At 39.4% G+C, this 19,105-nt stretch carries 17 protein-coding genes and 1 other annotated feature; of the genes, 3 read left to right on the top strand and 14 right to left on the bottom strand.

What is annotated here, in order from left to right:
- Window positions 1–60 precede the first annotated feature (60 nt).
- From trpA to B3D94_RS09140, 6 genes are read right to left on the bottom strand one after another with little or no spacing between them, the layout of a single operon-like run.
- Window positions 61–855, bottom strand: coding sequence for a tryptophan synthase subunit alpha (gene trpA, locus B3D94_RS09165; protein ID WP_291756894.1), 795 nt, complete (start codon window positions 853–855; stop codon window positions 61–63).
- Entirely contained in the window at window positions 852–2,063 is a 1,212-nt protein-coding gene (gene trpB, locus B3D94_RS09160; protein WP_193832673.1) for a tryptophan synthase subunit beta, read from the bottom strand. The genes trpA and trpB overlap by 4 nt, the downstream gene beginning before the upstream one ends.
- Window positions 2,063–2,677 (bottom strand): phosphoribosylanthranilate isomerase, encoded by a 615-nt coding sequence (locus B3D94_RS09155; protein ID WP_291756888.1) that lies wholly within the window; start codon window positions 2,675–2,677, stop codon window positions 2,063–2,065. Before B3D94_RS09155 ends, trpB begins: the two co-directional genes overlap by 1 nt.
- A complete protein-coding gene (gene trpC / locus B3D94_RS09150) occupies window positions 2,674–3,465 on the bottom strand; it encodes an indole-3-glycerol phosphate synthase TrpC (RefSeq protein ID WP_069482128.1) in 792 nt (263 codons plus the stop codon). Before trpC ends, B3D94_RS09155 begins: the two co-directional genes overlap by 4 nt.
- Window positions 3,462–4,493, bottom strand: a complete 1,032-nt coding sequence (gene trpD, locus B3D94_RS09145; RefSeq protein WP_291756884.1) for an anthranilate phosphoribosyltransferase — start codon at window positions 4,491–4,493, stop codon at window positions 3,462–3,464. Before trpD ends, trpC begins: the two co-directional genes overlap by 4 nt.
- On the bottom strand, window positions 4,490–5,860 hold the full coding sequence (locus B3D94_RS09140) for a chorismate-binding protein (RefSeq protein ID WP_291756881.1): 1,371 nt from the start codon (window positions 5,858–5,860) through the stop codon (window positions 4,490–4,492). The genes trpD and B3D94_RS09140 overlap by 4 nt, the downstream gene beginning before the upstream one ends.
- A gap of 115 nt (window positions 5,861–5,975) precedes the next feature.
- Window positions 5,976–6,243, bottom strand: a binding site (T-box leader).
- A gap of 320 nt (window positions 6,244–6,563) precedes the next feature.
- Here B3D94_RS09140 and B3D94_RS09135 point away from each other — a divergent pair.
- Window positions 6,564–8,252: a methyl-accepting chemotaxis protein gene (locus B3D94_RS09135; protein WP_291756877.1), complete on the top strand. Its 1,689-nt coding sequence runs from the start codon at window positions 6,564–6,566 to the stop codon at window positions 8,250–8,252.
- A 101-nt stretch (window positions 8,253–8,353) separates the two neighbouring features.
- Here B3D94_RS09135 and secDF read toward each other — a convergent pair whose 3' ends face one another.
- Window positions 8,354–10,621 carry a protein translocase subunit SecDF gene (gene secDF / locus B3D94_RS09130; RefSeq protein ID WP_069482138.1) on the bottom strand — a complete coding sequence of 756 codons (2,268 nt, stop codon included), beginning with the start codon at window positions 10,619–10,621 and terminating at the stop codon, window positions 8,354–8,356.
- Between the two features lie 346 nt (window positions 10,622–10,967).
- On the bottom strand, window positions 10,968–11,276 hold the full coding sequence (locus B3D94_RS09125; RefSeq protein ID WP_025114635.1) for a post-transcriptional regulator: 309 nt from the start codon (window positions 11,274–11,276) through the stop codon (window positions 10,968–10,970).
- A gap of 93 nt (window positions 11,277–11,369) precedes the next feature.
- Between B3D94_RS09125 and B3D94_RS09120 the strand changes: the two genes are divergently transcribed.
- Window positions 11,370–12,887 (top strand): putative polysaccharide biosynthesis protein, encoded by a 1,518-nt coding sequence (locus B3D94_RS09120; RefSeq protein WP_069482139.1) that lies wholly within the window; start codon window positions 11,370–11,372, stop codon window positions 12,885–12,887.
- Here B3D94_RS09120 and B3D94_RS09115 read toward each other — a convergent pair.
- On the bottom strand, window positions 12,884–13,519 hold the full coding sequence (locus tag B3D94_RS09115) for a DUF421 domain-containing protein (protein ID WP_069482140.1): 636 nt from the start codon (window positions 13,517–13,519) through the stop codon (window positions 12,884–12,886). The two genes, B3D94_RS09120 and B3D94_RS09115, sit on opposite strands and share 4 nt — an antisense overlap.
- A gap of 165 nt (window positions 13,520–13,684) precedes the next feature.
- On the opposite strand from B3D94_RS09115, the gene B3D94_RS09110 reads away from it, so the two are divergent.
- On the top strand, window positions 13,685–14,524 hold the full coding sequence (locus B3D94_RS09110) for a polysaccharide deacetylase family protein (protein WP_069482141.1): 840 nt from the start codon (window positions 13,685–13,687) through the stop codon (window positions 14,522–14,524).
- Between the two features lie 93 nt (window positions 14,525–14,617).
- Here B3D94_RS09110 and yajC read toward each other — a convergent pair whose 3' ends face one another.
- The 5 genes from yajC to ruvA all read right to left on the bottom strand — a co-directional run bounded on the left by yajC (window position 14,618) and on the right by ruvA (window position 19,047).
- A complete protein-coding gene (gene yajC / locus B3D94_RS09105; RefSeq protein WP_069482142.1) occupies window positions 14,618–14,881 on the bottom strand; it encodes a preprotein translocase subunit YajC in 264 nt (87 codons plus the stop codon).
- Window positions 14,882–15,142: 261 nt separating this feature from the next.
- On the bottom strand, window positions 15,143–16,288 hold the full coding sequence (gene tgt, locus B3D94_RS09100; RefSeq protein ID WP_069482143.1) for a tRNA guanosine(34) transglycosylase Tgt: 1,146 nt from the start codon (window positions 16,286–16,288) through the stop codon (window positions 15,143–15,145).
- 57 nt (window positions 16,289–16,345) lie between these two features.
- Entirely contained in the window at window positions 16,346–17,386 is a 1,041-nt protein-coding gene (gene queA, locus B3D94_RS09095; RefSeq protein WP_069482144.1) for a tRNA preQ1(34) S-adenosylmethionine ribosyltransferase-isomerase QueA, read from the bottom strand.
- 17 nt (window positions 17,387–17,403) lie between these two features.
- On the bottom strand, window positions 17,404–18,408 hold the full coding sequence (ruvB, locus tag B3D94_RS09090; protein ID WP_291756866.1) for a Holliday junction branch migration DNA helicase RuvB: 1,005 nt from the start codon (window positions 18,406–18,408) through the stop codon (window positions 17,404–17,406).
- Window positions 18,409–18,426: 18 nt separating this feature from the next.
- Complete coding sequence (gene ruvA, locus B3D94_RS09085; protein WP_008181187.1) at window positions 18,427–19,047, bottom strand: Holliday junction branch migration protein RuvA; 621 nt, start codon at window positions 19,045–19,047, stop codon at window positions 18,427–18,429.
- Between the last annotated feature and the right edge of the window lie 58 nt (window positions 19,048–19,105).

Genomic DNA, 19,105 nt, shown 5'->3' with positions numbered 1-19,105 from the left:
TGCCGCCACTTTCCCTACACTATCCATCACTCTATCCACCACACAGAAAAAAAGTCTACTCTAGTAAAGAGTAGACTTTTCATACATGCCTTTTGAAGCGGCTATTAATGCTTCTACTGTTGCCATCCTGCCTTCATGTAAAGCCGTTACAACGGCACTTCCAACGATGACCCCATCTCCCAACATTCCCATACTATTTACTTGCTCAGGCGTTGAAATGCCAAATCCGGCTAGTACGGGGATTGGACTTACCTGACGCAAGCGTGCAAAATGCTGTTCTAAATTAGTAGCAAAATTAGACCGTTCTCCTGTAATCCCATTTACAGTCACTGCATAAACAAATCCTTGGCTTGCAGCAGCAATTCGAGCAATGCGTTCAGGAGGACTTGTTAATGATACAAGCTGGACGACATCAATGCTATGTGGATTTAAGGCCTCTCGTAAAATCCCGCTTTCCTCTAATGGCACATCGGGTACGATAATTCCTTTGACTCCTCCAGCTACACAAGCTTGAGCAAAAGCCTCCAAGCCATATGCTAATACTGGATTAAAATAAGTCATTATGACTAAAGGGACAGTTATTTCCTCTCTAAATGAAGCGAGAGTTTGTAATACTTTCCTCAACGTTACGCCAGCTGCCAATGCCCGTTCTCCAGCCCGTTCAATTGTTGGGCCATCTGCAACTGGGTCTGTAAAGGGAATACCTACTTCAACAGCTGTTACACCAAGCTGCTGTAGTTTTAAGATCGTTGGCTTGATTGTTTCTAATCCTCCATCGCCTGCCATCATATACGGAATAAAAGCCTTATGTCCTGCAAGCTTAGTCTGGTCAATCGCCTGTTGTAAAGTCGTCATTTCAGATCCCCTCCTAGTGCCGCACGAACTGTGTGTACATCTTTATCCCCTCGGCCAGATAAGCACACCACAATCATGCTGTCACTCGGCATAGTTTTAGCAAGCTTTGCTGTATAAGCAATAGCGTGGGAACTTTCAAGTGCGGGAAGTATACCCTCTGTTCGACTTAATAATTGTAAGCCTTCTAATGCTTCAGCATCTGTGATAGAGTCAAATTGTGCTCGACCAATTTCATGTAAATAACAATGTTCCGGCCCTTTCCCTGGATAGTCTAACCCCGCTGAAATAGAGTGCGCTTCTTGAACAAAACCATTTTCATCTTGTAGTAAATACATGTAAGCGCCATGTAATACACCCAATTGTCCACCTGCAATGGCTGCAGCATGCCGCCCAGTTTCTAGACCACTTCCTGCTGCCTCTACACCGTATAAGGCAACTGATTCATCGTCAACGAATGGATGAAACATACCAATTGCATTACTACCGCCACCAATACAAGCTACAACTGCATCTGGTAAACGACCTTCCTTTTGCAGAATTTGTGTCCTTGTTTCTACCCCGATAATACGCTGAAAGTCCCGGACAATTTTTGGAAATGGATGTGGGCCTAACGCAGAGCCTAAAATATAATGCGTATCATCCACATTTGTCACCCAATAACGCAAAGCAGCATTTACAGCATCCTTTAAAGTTTTTGATCCACTTTCCACCGACTGAACCTTCGTGCCAAGTAGTTCCATACGGAAAACATTTAACTGCTGACGTTTAATATCTTCTGCGCCCATAAAAACAACACATTCAAGATTTAATAAGGCACATGCGGTAGCCGTTGCTACACCATGTTGCCCAGCTCCTGTCTCCGCAACAATTTTCTTTTTTCCCATCCGTTTAGCAAGAAGTGCCTGGCCGATCGCGTTATTGATTTTATGAGCACCTGTATGATTTAAGTCTTCACGCTTTAAATAGATTTTCGCTCCACCAAGCTTCCTTGTTAAATTTTCTGCGAAATAAAGCGGGGTTTCACGTCCAACATAGTCCTTTAAATAATAAGATAGCTCCTCTGTAAATGCTGCATCTTTTATTGCTTCCTCGTAGGCAGTCTCTAATTCTAGCAAGGCCGTCATTAATGTTTCAGGTACAAACCGCCCGCCAAATTGACCGAAACGCCCTTCCTTTGTTGGTACACTATTGGCTATCGAAATTGTCATTATCTATGCCCCCTCTTTGCCATTTGTAAAAATGTCCGTATTTTTTTATGATCCTTTATGCCTTCTGTTTCTACACCACTGGATACATCCACCATGTGAGGGTCTACATCTGTAATGGCTCCTTCAATATTCTCCGCCTTCAATCCACCAGCTAGTATTAATCTTTCCCGTGGAATTCCCACTTCATCGAGTAAAGTCCAGTCAAAAGTTTGACCACTTCCACCTTTAAAATCAGTCCCAGGGGCATCGAATAAATAATAGTCCACCTGATAATTAGCAGCGGCTTGCACATCCTCTTTTGTCCGTATAGATAATGCTTTTATAGCCGGATAACCTTGTTCTGCAATAAAGGCTGCTGTTTCCTCTCCGTGATATTGCACATAATCTAAAGGCACTCGCTCAACCGCTTCCTGTAATTCAGCAGGAGTTGGATTGACAAAGACACCAATTTTCAAAATACCTTGTGGCACTTGCTTTGCTAACAGCTGTGCTTGTTCAATGGATACACGGCGTTTACTTGGTGCAAAAACAAAGCCCATAGCATCTGCACCAGCATGAATTGCTGTTTGGATATGTTCTAATTCTTGTAATCCACAAATTTTAACTTTTGTCATACGGAAGTCTCCTCGGTTTGAACTTGTAAACGTCTGAGTGCTTGCCCTGCATCTCCGCTCCGCATTAATGCTTCTCCAACCAGAACGCCACTAGCACCCATAGCCGCCACTTGTTTCGCATCGTCCTGCGACCAAATACCACTTTCACTAATTAATAGATGTTCCTCATCAAACGGAAAGGCTTCTGCAATTTCCTTTGTTCGCTGTAAATTGACTTCAAAAGTACGTAAATCTCGATTATTAACGCCAATCAATTTCGCATCGACTGCAAGGGCACGTTCGAGCTCCTCACTATCATGCACTTCCACTAAAACCTCTAAGCCTAAGCTCGTTGCATACCTATATAAATCACGTAAAGCTTCATCCGTTAATGCTGCTACGATCAATAAAATTATTGATGCGCCTGCTGCCTTCGCAAATCGAATTTGCACTCGATCCACCATAAAATCTTTACAAAGAAGTGGCGTATCCACAGCACGAGCAACTGTAGCTAAATCTTCAAAGGAACCTTTAAAAAATTCCTTGTCCGTTAATACAGAAATAGCTGCTGCTCCTGCCTGAGCATAAACTTTTGCTTGGGCAACTGGATCTGCCCCACCAGCAATTAACCCTTTGGAAGGCGAAGCACGTTTCATTTCTGCAATCACCTGCAATGTGTTTGCTTGCCGTAATGATTGGAATAACGAAGGGCGTTGCTGATCTGTAAAATTTGCTAAAGGATCAGGCTGCTCTAATAATGCTCCTACCTCTATTCTCTTTTGCTGAAGTATTTTTTGAAGAATATTCATTGTCCAACCTCCACTCCTTTTAATTGCTCCCTATAAGCTACAACCGTTGCTAATTTTTGTAGGGCTCGCCCACTACTAATACTGTATTTCGCCATAGCCACACCCTCTTTAATCGTTTCTGCCTGACCATGACCGAATAATCCAATTCCGACATTTAACAATACCGTATCTAAGTAGGCACTCTGCTCCCCAGCCAATAAATTTTTCATAATTACCGCATTTTCATCAGCATTGCCACCGCGAATGGCCTCTAATGGTGCCGAGCGAAGACCGACATCCTCTGCGGTCAATGAGAATGGAATCAAATCTCCTTTATCTAGTAAAACCAATGTATTTTGCCCTGCTAAGGAAGCCTCATCTAGCCCTTGAGGACCTGATACTACAATGGCACGTTCCCGTCCTAGCATTTGAAGTACAGAAGCATATTCCATGACAAAATGGGGACGATTAATGCCTGTAAATTGTGTTGAAAGGGTTACAGGATTTGTTAAAGGACCAACTAGATTAAAGATGGTTGGTCGACCTAGTGAACGTCGCACCTCCCCAATCCTCCTTAGTTTAGGATGGACATTCGGTGCATATAAAAAAGCAACTCCTTCTTTCTCCAAAAGATCTACAGTTTGTGGAATTGTCATATCTGTATGAATACCTAATGCCTCTAAAACGTCTGAGCTGCCAGAGGAAGACGAAATTTTACGATTTCCATGCTTGGCGATTTTAACACCAGCTCCTGCTAGCACGAATGCAGAGGCAGTGCTGATATTAAATGTATGAAGACCATCACCACCAGTGCCGCAATTATCCATATAACTCCCTTCTTTTACAGGGACATGACGGGCAAATGACCGCATGATTGTTGCTAATGCCGCTACTTCATGAGCAGTTTCCCCCTTTATAGATAGGGCTGTTAAAAAGCTTGCGATTTCAGCTTTAGGGGTGTCATCCTGAAATATCCATTGCGCCACCTCCAGCATTTCTTCATACATCAAATGCTCCCCTTGCAACACTTTCTGCTGTAAATATTTCATTCGTTTTGCCCTCCATTATTATCCAATAACTGTAAATACGCTCGTTCTTCCTCTTCCACCTGTTGTAAAACGCTTAATATGTCCGTATATTTTGTAACCTCAATGGTCGATTGCATATGCATTATTGCCTGTTTCACCACAATGGATTGCCCTGTTAAAGCAAAATCCAAATGCCCATTAAAACCAATAAAGCCGAGAGCTCCGCCAAAAATACTCGCAGGTTGATGCCATTTTTCAAAATAATGGGTTGCCTGTTCCTTAGCTATCCCTGTAGTTGCATATGGTGGTAGCATTGCTGCTAATACATCAAGGGCATGAAGCATCGGCAAAAGCTGTCCCTCTATGCTAGAAGTCATGTGTAAGGCTTGCTTCGATTTCACAATGCGCATAGCATCGATTACCTGGACGGAATCCCGAAAACAAACAGACTGTAACTCTTGTTGCACTGCGCTCACAAGGACGGCATGTGATTTTCTAATCTCTAGATGATTGTATAGTTTGCGTTCATTTTCTAAGTCGTCACTTTTCGTTCCTCCCCTTGGGTATGTTCCCTCTGTCGGGGTTGCAATCACTTGTTCTCCTTTTACTCGTATTAGACTTTCAGGAGAAGTACCTAAAACTACATAATCTTCAAATTCTACATAATACATATAGGCATCCGGCTTTTTTTTTCGGAGCTGTCTATATAACGAAAAAGTGTCTCCCTGAAACTTTGCCAAATAGCGCTTCGGTAATATGGCTCTTGTCATTTCCCCGTTTAAATTACGTTGAATGTTCTGTAGAGCATTTGAAAATTGATCCTGTGTAGAAGTATCAAGCGTTTGAAACATGTAAGTCGCTTCTTCACTTGGATGCCCCTGTAACAACTGTTGGGCTAAATCCTCCAAGTCAGGCTCTTGTTTTTCCACATTTATATTTGTATGAATCAACGTCACTTCATCTGTTACATGGTCAAAAATAATGACTGTTTCATATACATGAAAATGAATATCTGGGAGATTCTTTGCATCGGTTTGCAGCATCGATGTTCCTCCATGACCTATATAACCAACGGCACCTCCAGAGAACGGAAATTCAGTCGTATTGGAAATGCGTGGCATGAGTCTTTTCAGTAGAGCAAAGAGCTCACCTTTATGGACATAGGTTTTTCCTGTTTGATAGGAATACTCCTGAATTTCTTGCCCCACACCTTTATATGTTTTTCTTGGATTCGCACCAATAAATGAAAACCTTCCTGCTCCCTCATGCTGGGCTGAACTTTCCAGCAAAAATTTATACTTACCTTGTAAACGTCTAAAAATTAAAATCGGTGTTAAAGAATCGCCATTGATGGTTTTCATTTTTGTTCTTGAACTCGTTGTTTGCATAGCTTTCAATCTCCTTTTTCAAAGATTCCTTGAGCTAATGTCTAGACGAGTAAAGAAAAACTGCACTGTTGAATGAAAATAAAAAAATCCCCTGCAAAAAGGATTATTCCTAATTGCAGAGGACGATCATGACCGCGTTGCCACCTCATATTAGAGCATTTTGCTCTCACTTTAATGCCTGCACCTGCTACGGTTCATAGCTAATAATTTCGATAGCTAGGTCCCATATATCGTTCAAGCATTCCCTATAACGTGGGGATTCACGTTCGCTTTTTAAAGGCGACTCTCATAAGCCCATTCACATAAGCTACAAATCAGTTCTCACCAGCCACTGACTCTCTAAATTGCACACTTATGCTACTACTCTTATTCAACAATTTCTCAGCTATTCTCATCTAAACTCAGCTCATCTGTTCTTAGGCTGACCACGCTCCCGTAGCCTTCTACCTTGACCGAACAAAAAGTTAGCCTTAATTCTATGCCAAACAAATATAATTGTCAATCAATTTTAAAGCATCAAGTGGTTTACATGGATTTCAGAAGTTTTTTATATAGGTATATAAACCCTTAAAAACCCCTTAAAAAGGGAAATACTACTCCTGCAGTTGAAAATTTTCTGAGTATTGACCTTGTAAAAATATCAAGTTATAGTAATTTCAGAACATTTATTTTTTCCATATAACAAAAGAAGGTAGGAACGTCTATGTCCGTTCGTAAAAAACTAAATCTGGGCTTCATTTCATTAACATGTTTACTCTTCATTTCAAGCATTGTAAGCTTTCTTCAATTTAAAGCTACGCAAAATGATCTAGAAGAAGTGCTGCAACATCGTATTGTTCAAATGCAATTAACAGTGAAAATTCAGCAAGAACTCTCATCACAAGGTTTATTTTTACGTTCCTATATTTTAAATCAAAAGGATGAAACAGCTAAAGCTAATTTAGAGCGCTATGAAAAGCTTTTACCAGAATCGGTGAATGAACTTTCAATGCTTGTTCGTTCTGATTACACCAAAAATATCACGCAGCAGATCACAGCACTACAAAAAGATTTACTTACTCATTCCGAAGAGGCGGTCCAAGCCTTCCATAATGGGAATGTAGATTTAGCACTCTCTTACATAAATAATGATGTGACAAAAGATAATAAAGAAATCTTCCAATTGACGAAGGAAATGTTAGAGTATCATAATGAACAGCTTCAAAAGGTTGATGCTGAAGTTAATCAAACGGTTGCAAGAGCAATTATTATTTCCATCACGCTACTATTAGCTAGTATCGTTATTGGCGTATACTTTATGTATTTTGTTAAAAATTCGATTGTTCAGCCATTGCGTCAGGCTATTGATGCGGCTGATACATTAGCAAAAGGAGATTTAACGATTGATGAGCTGACTCACCAATCCAAAGATGAAATTGGTACACTAGCTGTGGCCGTCAATACGTTAAAGCACAATCTAACTGGATTAATGTCAAACATCCAAGATAGTGCCTCCCACCTATCAGCTGTCTCTGAAGAGTTGTCTGCTAGCACGGAGGAAGTGACGGCAACTTCTGATGATATTGCACAACGAATTCAAGAAAACTCAACACATATCGTTTCATCCGCCAGTGCTTCACAGCAAAGTGCCGTAGCAATGGATGAAACAGCAGCCGGTGTCCAACGCATTGCAGAAGCGACACAAAGCCTTCATTCCAATGCAGAAAGTATGACTCAGCTCGCACAAACAGGAGGAACAACCATTTCCACAGCGAAAGAACAAATGTCTATCATTTCTGTGGCTACCTCTGAAATTGCTACATTAACCGAAAAATTAAGTAAACAATCAGAAGAAATTGGACAAATTACAGCCGTCATCACGGCCATTTCAGAGCAAACAAATTTACTGGCATTAAATGCGGCAATTGAAGCGGCAAGAGCTGGGGAACACGGTAAGGGCTTTGCGGTAGTAGCTGATGAAGTACGTAAACTTGCCGAGGAATCTAATCAATCTGCCAATCAAATAGTTGCCATTACAAAAGAAATTCTGACAGATACACGCAATGTTGCAGCTGCCGTCGATAATGGTCTAGCTTCTGTCAAAGACGGCGTAAACAAAATTCATGAGGCAGGAGATGCTTTCTACTCTATCACATCATCCGTGACTGCATTTACTGAGCAAATTGAAGAAATCTCTGCTACATCCGAGGAAATTTCCGCCAGTGCTGAACAGGTTGCTGCCTCTGTCACGGAAATAGCTAGCGTATCAAATCAATCAGCCAGCAATTCACAAATAATTGGAGAGTCTGTTGATGAACAAGTCGCAACAATGCAGCAAGTGAACGCGGTCGCTGAGGAGTTAAGTCAACATGCTCAGCAACTACAAACATTACTTCAACAATTTAAAATATAAAAAAAGAAAATCTGCTGCTTTTCAGAAAGCTAGCAGATTTTTTTTTGCATAATAAAAGCAGGGTATAGAAAACAATTTGTTTTCTACCCTGCCCATTTAAATTATACAGTAGGTTCGTCCGTACCCCATTGTTTTTTCTCTTTCTTGTGTAGCTGTCCATCTGATTTTTTCATTTCACGAATTTTTAATGAATACCAGATTTGAGCTGCGATACAGATGGAAGAATACATACCTGTAATTAAACCAATCAATAACGCGATCGAGAAGTTTTGAATAGATGGTGCACCAAAAATTAATAAAGCAATAACAACAATAATAACTGTTAAGACTGTATTAACAGAACGTCCCATTGTTTGGCGTAGTGATTTATTTACAATATTCGCCAATACTTCTCGATCATTAATAGTATCATAACGATCTAAGTTTTCACGCATACGGTCAAAGGTAACAATCGTATCATTGATGGAGTAACCAACAATTGTTAACACAGCCGCAATAAACGTAATATCTACTTCTAAACGCATGAAGCTAAAGACAGCAACAATTAAGAATACATCATGCAATAATGAAACAATTGCTCCAATACCCATACGCCATTCAAAGCGAATTGCTACATAAATGATGATTCCAAGTGCTGCAATAGACAATGCCTTAATGGCATTCTTTACAAGTTCCTTACCAACTGTTGGCGATACGGTACTTACAGCTGGTTCATGGCCATATTTTTCGCCAGCTTCTTTTTTGAATTTTAAAATTTCTGCTTGTGATAGGTCATCTTTATAGCGAATAACTGCTGTATTACTTTTCTCTCCAGAGAGTATGATATCTTCTGATGAAAAGTCGATGCTATCTAGATACGTGGATACTTCTTCTTTTGTTAAGGTTTGATCAGATTCAATTTGGACACGAGTACCGCTTGAGAAATCAATACCTAGATTTAGGCGGAAAATACCTATAACCACTAACCCAGCCACTAAAATGGCTAAGGAGAATGTATAAAATTTCTTACGGTTATGAACAAAATCGAAACGATCAAATTTCGTTGATAAATCAAGTGTACCAATATTTTCATCCAGACTGTGCTGTTTGGACTTTGCAATACCAAACCATGCTGGATTATTGAAATAACCACTATTAACAAGTAGCCCTAATAGGACGCGAGAACCCCAAACTGCTGTTAAGAAGCTCAGTAGGATACTAATAATTAATGTTGTAGCAAATCCTTTAACAGAGCTTGTTCCCCATTGAAACAGTACTGCAGCAGCTAATAAAGTTGTCAATTGTGCATCCACAATGGCTGATAAAGATTGTTTAGACCCAATTTGGAAGGCTTGCTTAGTAGAATAGCCTACTCGAAGCTCTTCACGAATACGTTCTGCTGCTAGAATGTTGGCGTCCACAGCCATCCCTATACCAAGCACAATGGCAGCAATACCTGGAAGCGTTAATACGGCATTAATCCAATCAAATACAACCAAGACTAAGAAAGTGAATACAACAAGTGTAATGATGGAAATAAAGCCTGGTAAACGATAGTAAAATAACATGAATAAGAAAATAATTACTACGCCGACAATACCCGCAAAAATAGTACTTTTCAGTGCTGCATCACCAAACTGAGCACCAACAGAAGTGGAATAAATTTCATCAAGCTTTACAGGTAGTGCCCCAGCATTTAAAATATCTGCTAAATTTTTAGTTTCTTCAACAGAGAAATTACCACTTATCATAACGTCTGTAGTATTTAATGTTTGACTAACCGTTGCTGCAGATGCATATCGTGGTTTTGCTTTTTGCGACTCTGCTTTATAGGAATCAACACCCTCTTCAAAGTCTAACCATACAACTAATAAATTTTGGCCTGCAGGTTTCGCCGCAATTTTACTTGTTATATCAGCAAATTTTTTCGCATCTTTTAATGTTAAAGAAACAATTGGACGATTTTGTTGGTCAAAGGAGTCTTTAGCACCATTTGCCTTTAAATCGTCTCCATCCAATAATAAATTATCATCGACATCGCGGAATGTTAAATTTGCAGACGTAGACAATAATTTACGTGCGGATTCCTGATCCTCAACACCTGCTAATTGAACACGAATACGATTCTTGTCCTCAACCTGAATGCTCGGTTCACTAACCCCCATAGTATTTACACGTTCACCAAGCGCAGTTGATGTTGCTGTAACAACTTCCGGTGTGATTTTTTGTCCTTCTTTTAATTCATTTACCTCGTAAAGCACCTCAAACCCGCCTTGTAAGTCAAGACCAAGCTTAATGTCCTTTAAGACGCCGTTTACAGTCGTACTAATTCCAGCTACCAAAAGCACAAGAATTAATAGGAATGCAACTATACGACTTTTTAGTTTCATTGAAAATCCTCCTCGAAATGGTGTAAGGGTTGTCCTTACACGCCAAACAAGTAACTAGCAATACCTTTTGAAACAATTAATCCTCCTTTTCATTAGAATCATGTTACCTGTGTCTCAAAAAGGTAGCTTCACTTATTTCATTCGTTCATAACGCGCAAGTTTATCTTTGTATTATTAGGTACTAGCCTTCCTAATGCAAGTAATATCGCATGGGAGGTTTATGTAAGTATACAGTATTTCAAAATAAAAAAAGCGCAACACACTTATTATGAAACAGGTTGCGCTTGGTGTCAATTCAACACATATAGGTTTCTTTGAATTCTTGCAAGATTTGACACATCGTAATTTATGTTTTGACTGGACCAAGCAGTAATTGTAATTCTTCTGTATTCAGTTCTTCAAACCAATTATCACTTTGTAAAAACTCTACTTGATTAAATGAGACGATATCAGATGGTGATACCGAGAATATGGTAGCAATCACCTCATATAAGCGTAGTTGATCTACTTTCTTTTTACGCCATTTTTTTTCAACACAGTACCGCCAAAGCTCTTCTGCCGTTATAGCATCGTAATGAAAATACTTGAACTCTGCTATCTTACTATCAATTGCAGGACGAATTTTTTCAAATAGTTGCTCATATTGCATACTCATTTTGAATCATCTCCAATCAAAGTCGTAACGTAAGACATGCTTGCATACAAATAGTGTAAATGAATTTTTGCGGCTTGAGAAGGGACGGATGGCATGAGTTCTTTTGTACGGGGTACATTATTTTTAATGTTTGTCATTTTTTTATCTAAACTTTTTGGCTTCTTTTATAGAATGCAATTTATGCGAATTGCTGGTGAAGAGGCAGTCGGCATTTATATGACCGTCTATCCAGCTTTTATTTTCTTCATCTCACTCATTCAACTTGGACTACCTATTGCTGTAGCTAAAATTGTGGCAGAATTACTAGCTAAAAATAAACGCGAAAGCATATTTGGCGTCATGCGTACTGCCATTCTTTGGTCATTTATTGGCATGATCGTTTTTATGCCACTCGTTGCACTTACCATACCATATATTTCTACGACACTTTTACATAATGAACATACAACCTTCACCTTATGGATTGCACTCTTTGCCGTACCGGTATCAGTAGGATCTGGTTTATTACGTGCTTATTTACAGGGAATCGCTAAAATTACACCGACCGCATGGTCACAAATGATTGAACAAGTTGTACGTATTAGCTTTATTACGCTAATGCTTCCATATGTGGCTAACTATAATAATGCTGCTGTGACGGCAGCTGCCGCAATGGGTATTACACTTGCTGCAGAGGTAGTAGCATTCCTCTATTTATGGCTGCATTATATAATTTCAAAAAAGAAACTAATTGCGCGCAAGACAAAAATCGAAGGTTATCCTTCATCGCCAATGCTCCGTATAGCACTACCTTCCGCAGGCAGTAAGCTTTTTGGTTCTTTCACTTGGTTTTTAGAACCAATCATCTTTTTGAAAGCTTTAACAGTGGCAGGATTAACTGCATCTGCAGCTACCATTCTATACGGTGTCATCTCTGGTGTGTTGGTGCCATTACTGCTATTTCCTGCGTTTGTGTCAACAGCTTTATCGATTGTTCTTATTCCAGCTGTTAGTGATGCCGTCGCTCGTCAGCATACTCCTTTGTTACAGGAGCGGATTTCGGTTTCCCTACGATTATCTTCTTTAGTGGGCTGTTTTGCCGCTACATATTTCTTTGTACATGGTGATGAATTGGCTATGAAGCTTTTCCATTTAGAAGAAAATCGTGGTTACGTAAAAATTTTAGCACCCATTTTTTATTTTTATTATATTCAAAGCCCTTTGCACTCCATCCTTCAGGCGATTGGCGAAGCTCGGGCTGCGATGATGAACTCCATTTATGGTGGCCTAGGAAAATTATTTGTTATGTTTGTACTTGCCTCTCAGCCTGGTATCCAAGAAAAAGGAGCTGTGGTAGCTATTGGCTTTGGCGTTTTACTAACGTCTTTCTTGCATATCGCAACTGTTAGACAACGGAAAAACTTACGAGCAGGCTTTAGAATGTTTGTCGTACCTTATAGTTGCTTTATTGCCGTTTGTGTCGCCCAGTATTTCCTTATGCCATTACTATCACTACCATTTATTTTAAATAGCTTTGTCACATTATTTTTACTATTTACAAGTTTATTATTTACAAATCAATTACGTATAACGGATTTCCGCTATATCCGTAAATTAGCAAAGAAAGTTTAGCTTTCTTTTAATTGGATATACAGTCGCTCGTCTTCCCAAATACAAAAAAACACTGTCTCACTATCTGTAATATTATTTTTAGCTAGTTCATTCTTCAACCATTCCACATCTTTATGCATAGTTAATAAATGTCTTTCTTGAATATCTCCGTCAATAATCAATGGATAAACAAATGGTTTTTCATCTTTTTTGTAAACGGAAAGATTACCCGAAGGTTCTAAATAAGCAAAAGCAACATCGGAGACAGAGGCGATACCACTTTCTCGCAATTGCTGACATAAATCATCCAAATTATAACGGTGTTTTCGCATTTCGCTCTCTAATATCACACCGTCTTTCACTAGTAACGCTGGATCACCGTCAACTAAGTCACGAATTCTCTTGAACTTCAACGATAAATAAGCACTTAATATTTGTATGAAGAGCAAAATAATAATGGGTAGAATAGCATTAAATAGAGGATTTTTATAATCATCTAATGCAAAAGCAGCCACTTCTGCAATTAATACAAATACAACTAAATCAATGACAGATAGCTCACCCACTTCTCGTTTACCCATTAATCGAAAGACGATGATGATAAACACATATAAAAAACAGGTTCTAAAAATAATATGGAAATATTCTTCCATTAAAATACACCCCCATAATATCAAGGTGACCTTATTTTTATTTTTTATACAGATTAATGGTGAGATATTGCTGAAAAATGATTTTATTCAAGGAATAGTCCATAGTTGTTCGTACACAATATAATGAACGACATACTTAAGACTATAAACAGCAAAGGTGAGAAAATGATACGGAAAATAATTGCTTTTGTTGTTGTTTATATCGTTCTGTTCACGCATCCATTTCCTACTCATGGATATCAAGAACAAACTATACCCGTTCTTATGTACCACCATTTAGCGGACAATATAAACAATAATACGGTTATTTCACCCACTAATTTTGATAAACAGATGCTAGCACTGAAGGAAGAAGGTTATCATGCGATTTCAGTCAAACAATTACATGATTACTTAACGAACCAAATCAAATTACCCGAAAAGCCTGTATTGATTACTTTTGATGATGGCTATCTCAGCAATTATGAAATGGCTTATCCGATTTTGAAAAAATATGAACTACATGCAGAAATCTTTGTTATTGCAAGTCGAATTATTGACACAAGCAAAGAAATTGCCTATCCACATGAAATTGCCAAAATGAACTGGGATCAATTAAAAGAAATGCAGGATTATATAACGATCCAAAGCCATACTTGGGACTCGCATTATAAATTACCTTCAAAATTCGGTAGAATGAATGGTGCCATTTACGGTCCAAGCTATTTGAATGGACAATTAGAAAGTCAAGAGCAGTACGAAGCAAGAGTCAAAGATGATTTTATTCACTCCAGAAACATAATTAAAGAAAAATTAGGCTATGAGCCCATCGCCATTAGCTATCCATACGGTATTCAATCTGCAACTACCATTAAAATAGCGCGGGAGGCTGGCTTTAAAATGGGCTTTGTCATTCAAAATAAAAATGTCAAAAAAGGTGATGGATTATTTACACTGAGTAGAATCATTGTAAATGGCAATGATTCAGGTGCCGAATTAATTCATAAAATAAATACAATGAAATAAGAAGCAGAAGGAAGTTATCCCTTCTGCTTCAACTTCATAAGAAAAGGCTTACAATATAGCTATGCCTATTGTAAGCCTTTTTCCTTTTAATGATTAAACGTCTTTCTCAATTCGCCCGATTGCTTGACGGTCAAATTTAACACGTACATTATCAGCGATCTTTAATGTTACTGCTGTGTCCTCGATTGCATCAATGACACCATGCATGCCACCAATTGTAATGACTTTATCTCCACGTTGCAAACTGCCTTGCATATTTTGTGTTTCCTGCTGTCTTTTTTTAGCTGGACGGATTAAGATAAACCACATAGCAACGAACATTAATAATATTGGTGCTAAGCCTAATAATTGATCCATAATACTTCTTGCCCCCTTTCCAAATCTCACTTTTTTAGTATAGACTATTCCACCATTAAAAAGCGATGGACAAGCCCAAAAATTTTCTCATTTACTAATATTTTTTCTATGATTGACAATATTTTGCTAGATATATTCACTTTTTACAAAGTTTTGAATGAGTTGTCCATACTATGGCTAGTTATTTAGGACATTAGAGGATTTCTAATGTCCTTTTCATGGAAAAATACCTCACTTTATTATCCCTACAAAAGTAATCGGTTAAAAGTTTTTGGCATCTGGTCCATTAAAGCCATATTTCTCGAAAAACTCTTCTCGGAAATCACCTAGGCGATCTTGACGAATTGCCTCACGTACTTGTTCCATTAACTTTAACAGGAAATGTAAATTATGATAAGACGTTAAACGAATACCGAATGTTTCTTCTGTGCGTATCAAGTGACGAATATAAGCACGTGAATAGTTTTTACATGTATAGCAATCACAGTTCGGATCAATCGGCCCAAAGTCACGAGCATATTTTGCATTCTTAACGACTAAACGACCTTCTGATGTCATCAGTGTACCATTACGGGCAATACGTGTTGGCAGAACACAGTCAAACATATCAACACCACGAATGGCACCATCGATTAATGAATCTGGTGAACCCACTCCCATTAAATATCGAGGTTTATTTGCTGGCATTAACGGTGTTGTGAACTCAAGTACACGGTTCATAATATCTTTTGGTTCTCCAACAGATAATCCTCCTATAGCGTAGCCTGGGAAATCTAACTCCACTAATGCTTCTGCAGAACGACGGCGTAAATCCTCGTACTCACCGCCTTGAATGATTCCGAATAACCCTTGTTCTTCCGGACGATTATGAGCTTCTTTGCATCGTTTTGCCCAACGTGTTGTACGATCTACTGATTGCAGCATATATTCATGTGTTGCAGGATACGGTGGACATTCATCGAAGGCCATCATGATATCCGAGCCTAAGTCATTTTGAATTTCCATCGCTTTTTCTGGACTTAGGAATAATTTATCTCCATTAAGATGATTACGGAAATGAACGCCTTCCTCCTCAATTTTGCGGAACTTACTTAGCGAGAATACTTGGAAACCGCCTGAATCTGTTAAAATTGGTCGATCCCAGTTCATAAATTTATGCAGTCCGCCTGCTTCCTTGACGATATCATTGCCTGGACGAAGCCATAAATGATACGTGTTGGATAAGATAATACCGGCATTCATTTCTTTTAATTCCTCAGGAGACATCGTTTTAACCGTTGCTTGTGTCCCAACTGGCATAAATGCTGGCGTTTCAAAGGAGCCGTGTGGTGTATGCACGATACCAAGACGTGCTCCTGTTTGTTTACATGTATGAAGTAATTCATAGCGAATTGCTGGCTGTGTCATAAAAATAAAAATCCTCTCTGATCTGAAGTAAAAACAGTACTCCGATTATTTCTTTTTTTATTCTTTTGGTCGAATAAACATAGCATCACCAAAACTAAAGAAGCGATATTTTTCTTCTACAGCTTGCTGATATGCACTTAAAATTGTTTCTCTAGTGGCTAGCGTACTCACTAGCATAACAAGTGTTGACTTTGGTAAATGGAAGTTTGTAATTAAACCATCCACCACGGTAAACGTATAGCCTGGATAGATGAAAATAGACGTCCAACCTTGCTCTGGTCGTACTTCACCACCATATTTAGAGCCAATTGTCTCTAATGTACGTGTGGAGGTTGTCCCAACAGCAATTACCTTACCACCATTACGCTTTACGCGATTAATCGTGTCTGCCGCTTCGTCCGTCACACTATAAAATTCGGCATGCATTTCATGGTTTTCAATCGAATCCACACTAACAGGACGGAATGTACCAAGTCCGACATGAAGAGTAATAAAGACAACCTCTATCCCTTTTGCCTTTACTTGTTCTAATAATTCTTCTGTAAAATGTAGACCCGCTGTTGGAGCAGCAGCTGAGCCACGCTCTTTGGCATAGACCGTTTGATAGCGATCTTTGTCTTCTAATTTCTCTCGAATATAAGGGGGTAATGGCATTTCACCAAGCTGCTCTAATATTTCATAAAAGATTCCATCGTAATGAAATTCAAATGTTCGTCCACCATGGTCAAGCTCACCTGTACAAGTAGCTGTTAGCAACCCATCTCCAAATGTAATAACTGTCCCTACTTTTACGCGTTTTGCTGGTTTTACAAGGGTTTCCCACTCGTCTGAACCTGCCAATTGCTTCAGTAATAATACCTCAATATGGGCGCCTGTCTCCTCTTTTACACCCATTAAGCGAGCCGGTAAGACCCTTGTATCATTTAACACCAAACAATCCCCCGCACGTAGCTCATCTAAGACATGTGCAAAATGGTGATGCTCTACTTCATTTGAGCCAGGTGTCACAACCATTAATCGACTAGCTGTACGGTCTACTAATGGTGTTTGGGCAATAAGCTCCTCTGGTAATTCAAAATCAAAATCTTCTACACGCATGAAAAAAACTTCCTTCTTTATGTTTGTTGGGGATACTCATATCCAAAATGTTCGTAGGCTAAATGTGTCGCCACTCTTCCTCGTGGAGTGCGTTGAATAAGCCCAATTTGCATGAGATAGGGTTCATATACATCTTCTATCGTCACCCGTTCCTCACCAATTGATGCCGCAAGCGTATCTAAGCCCACAGGACCTCCTCGAAAGCGCTCAATCATGTTCGTGACAAGTTTATGGTCAATATGATCAAGCCCTCTTGGATCCACTTGTAACAGCTCTAAAGCTTGCTTTGCAAGACCCTCCGTTATCATACCATCTCCAAGCACTTGTGCATAATCTCGTACTCGTTTCAATAGGCGATTGGCAATTCGAGGTGTACCGCGGGAACGTCTCGCCATCTCCATTGCTGCTATTTGCTCAATTTCTACCTCAAATAAAAGGGCACTGCGAGCAACAATTTCAGCAAGAGAACTATCATCATAGTACTCTAAGCGTAATAATACACCAAAGCGATCTCTCAGAGGGGCTGATAAGGCACCAGCTCTTGTTGTAGCACCTACAAGGGTAAAGGGAGGTAAGTCAAGTCGTACAGAACGTGCTTCAGGACCTTTTCCCACCACAATATCTAAACAGAAGTCCTCCATTGCTGGATATAACACTTCTTCAATGGCACGAGGTAGTCGATGAATCTCATCAATAAATAAAACATCGCCAGGCTCTAGTGAGCTTAAAATCGCAGCTAAATCTCCTGGACGTTCAATTGCAGGACCGCTTGTCATGCGAACATTGACACTCATCTCATTTGCGATAACAGCAGCCAATGTTGTTTTACCAAGCCCTGGTGGTCCATATAACAACACATGATCTAAACTTTCCTGCCGAAGTTTTGCTGCCTCAATGAAAATTTGTAAATTTTCCTTTACTTTATGCTGCCCTATGTATTGGGCTAACCTTTGTGGGCGTAAAGATAATTCAAACTGTTCATCATAGCCACTTGCCTCACTGGCCATCATACGTTCAGACATGCCTCTTCCCTCCTTTCCTTATTTTAATTTTAATAATAGTTGTAACGCTTGTTTCATAAAGGCATCTGTCGTTTCAAGCTTGTCGTTATCCTCAAGCTGCGGGCGAATTTTTTCGAGCTCCTTTTCAGAATAACCAAGTGCCATTAAAGCAAGTATCGCTTCTTCTAATTCGTGTTTATAAGCATTAACGCCAAACAATGGCAGTTCATCTTCTGTACTCGGCAGTTCAATTGTCTCTAATAAAGAGCCTAGCTTGCCTTTTAAATCTAATATCATCTGACGTGCGGTTTTTTTACCTACTCCAGGGAACTTCACTAAAAACGCTTCATCTTCCCGTTCAATCGCACTAATAACCTGCTGTGGGTTGCCAGTCGCTAAAATAGCTAGTGCCCCCTTTGGACCTATTCCAGATACTAAAATTAACTTACGAAACAGCTCACGTTGATCTAGATTCGGGAAACCGTAAAGCATTTGTGCGTCCTCTCGTACATGTAAATGAACATAAATTTGTTGTTCAAGCGCTGATGTTCGAAATGCAAACGGATTGGGTGTATTCAATTGCCAGCCAATCCCCTGTTGTTCTAGCACAATATATTCTGGTGTAATACGAGTAATTAGTCCTTTTAAATAATCATACATCTATATTCCCTCACAATCATCGTCTTCGATTATAGCATATAGCGAACGAATGCTCGAC

It is taken from the genome of Lysinibacillus sp. UBA5990 (genome assembly GCF_002429815.1).
Classification (GTDB): domain Bacteria; phylum Bacillota; class Bacilli; order Bacillales_A; family Planococcaceae; genus Lysinibacillus; species Lysinibacillus fusiformis.
This window is presented reverse-complemented; position numbering and strand designations above follow the sequence as displayed.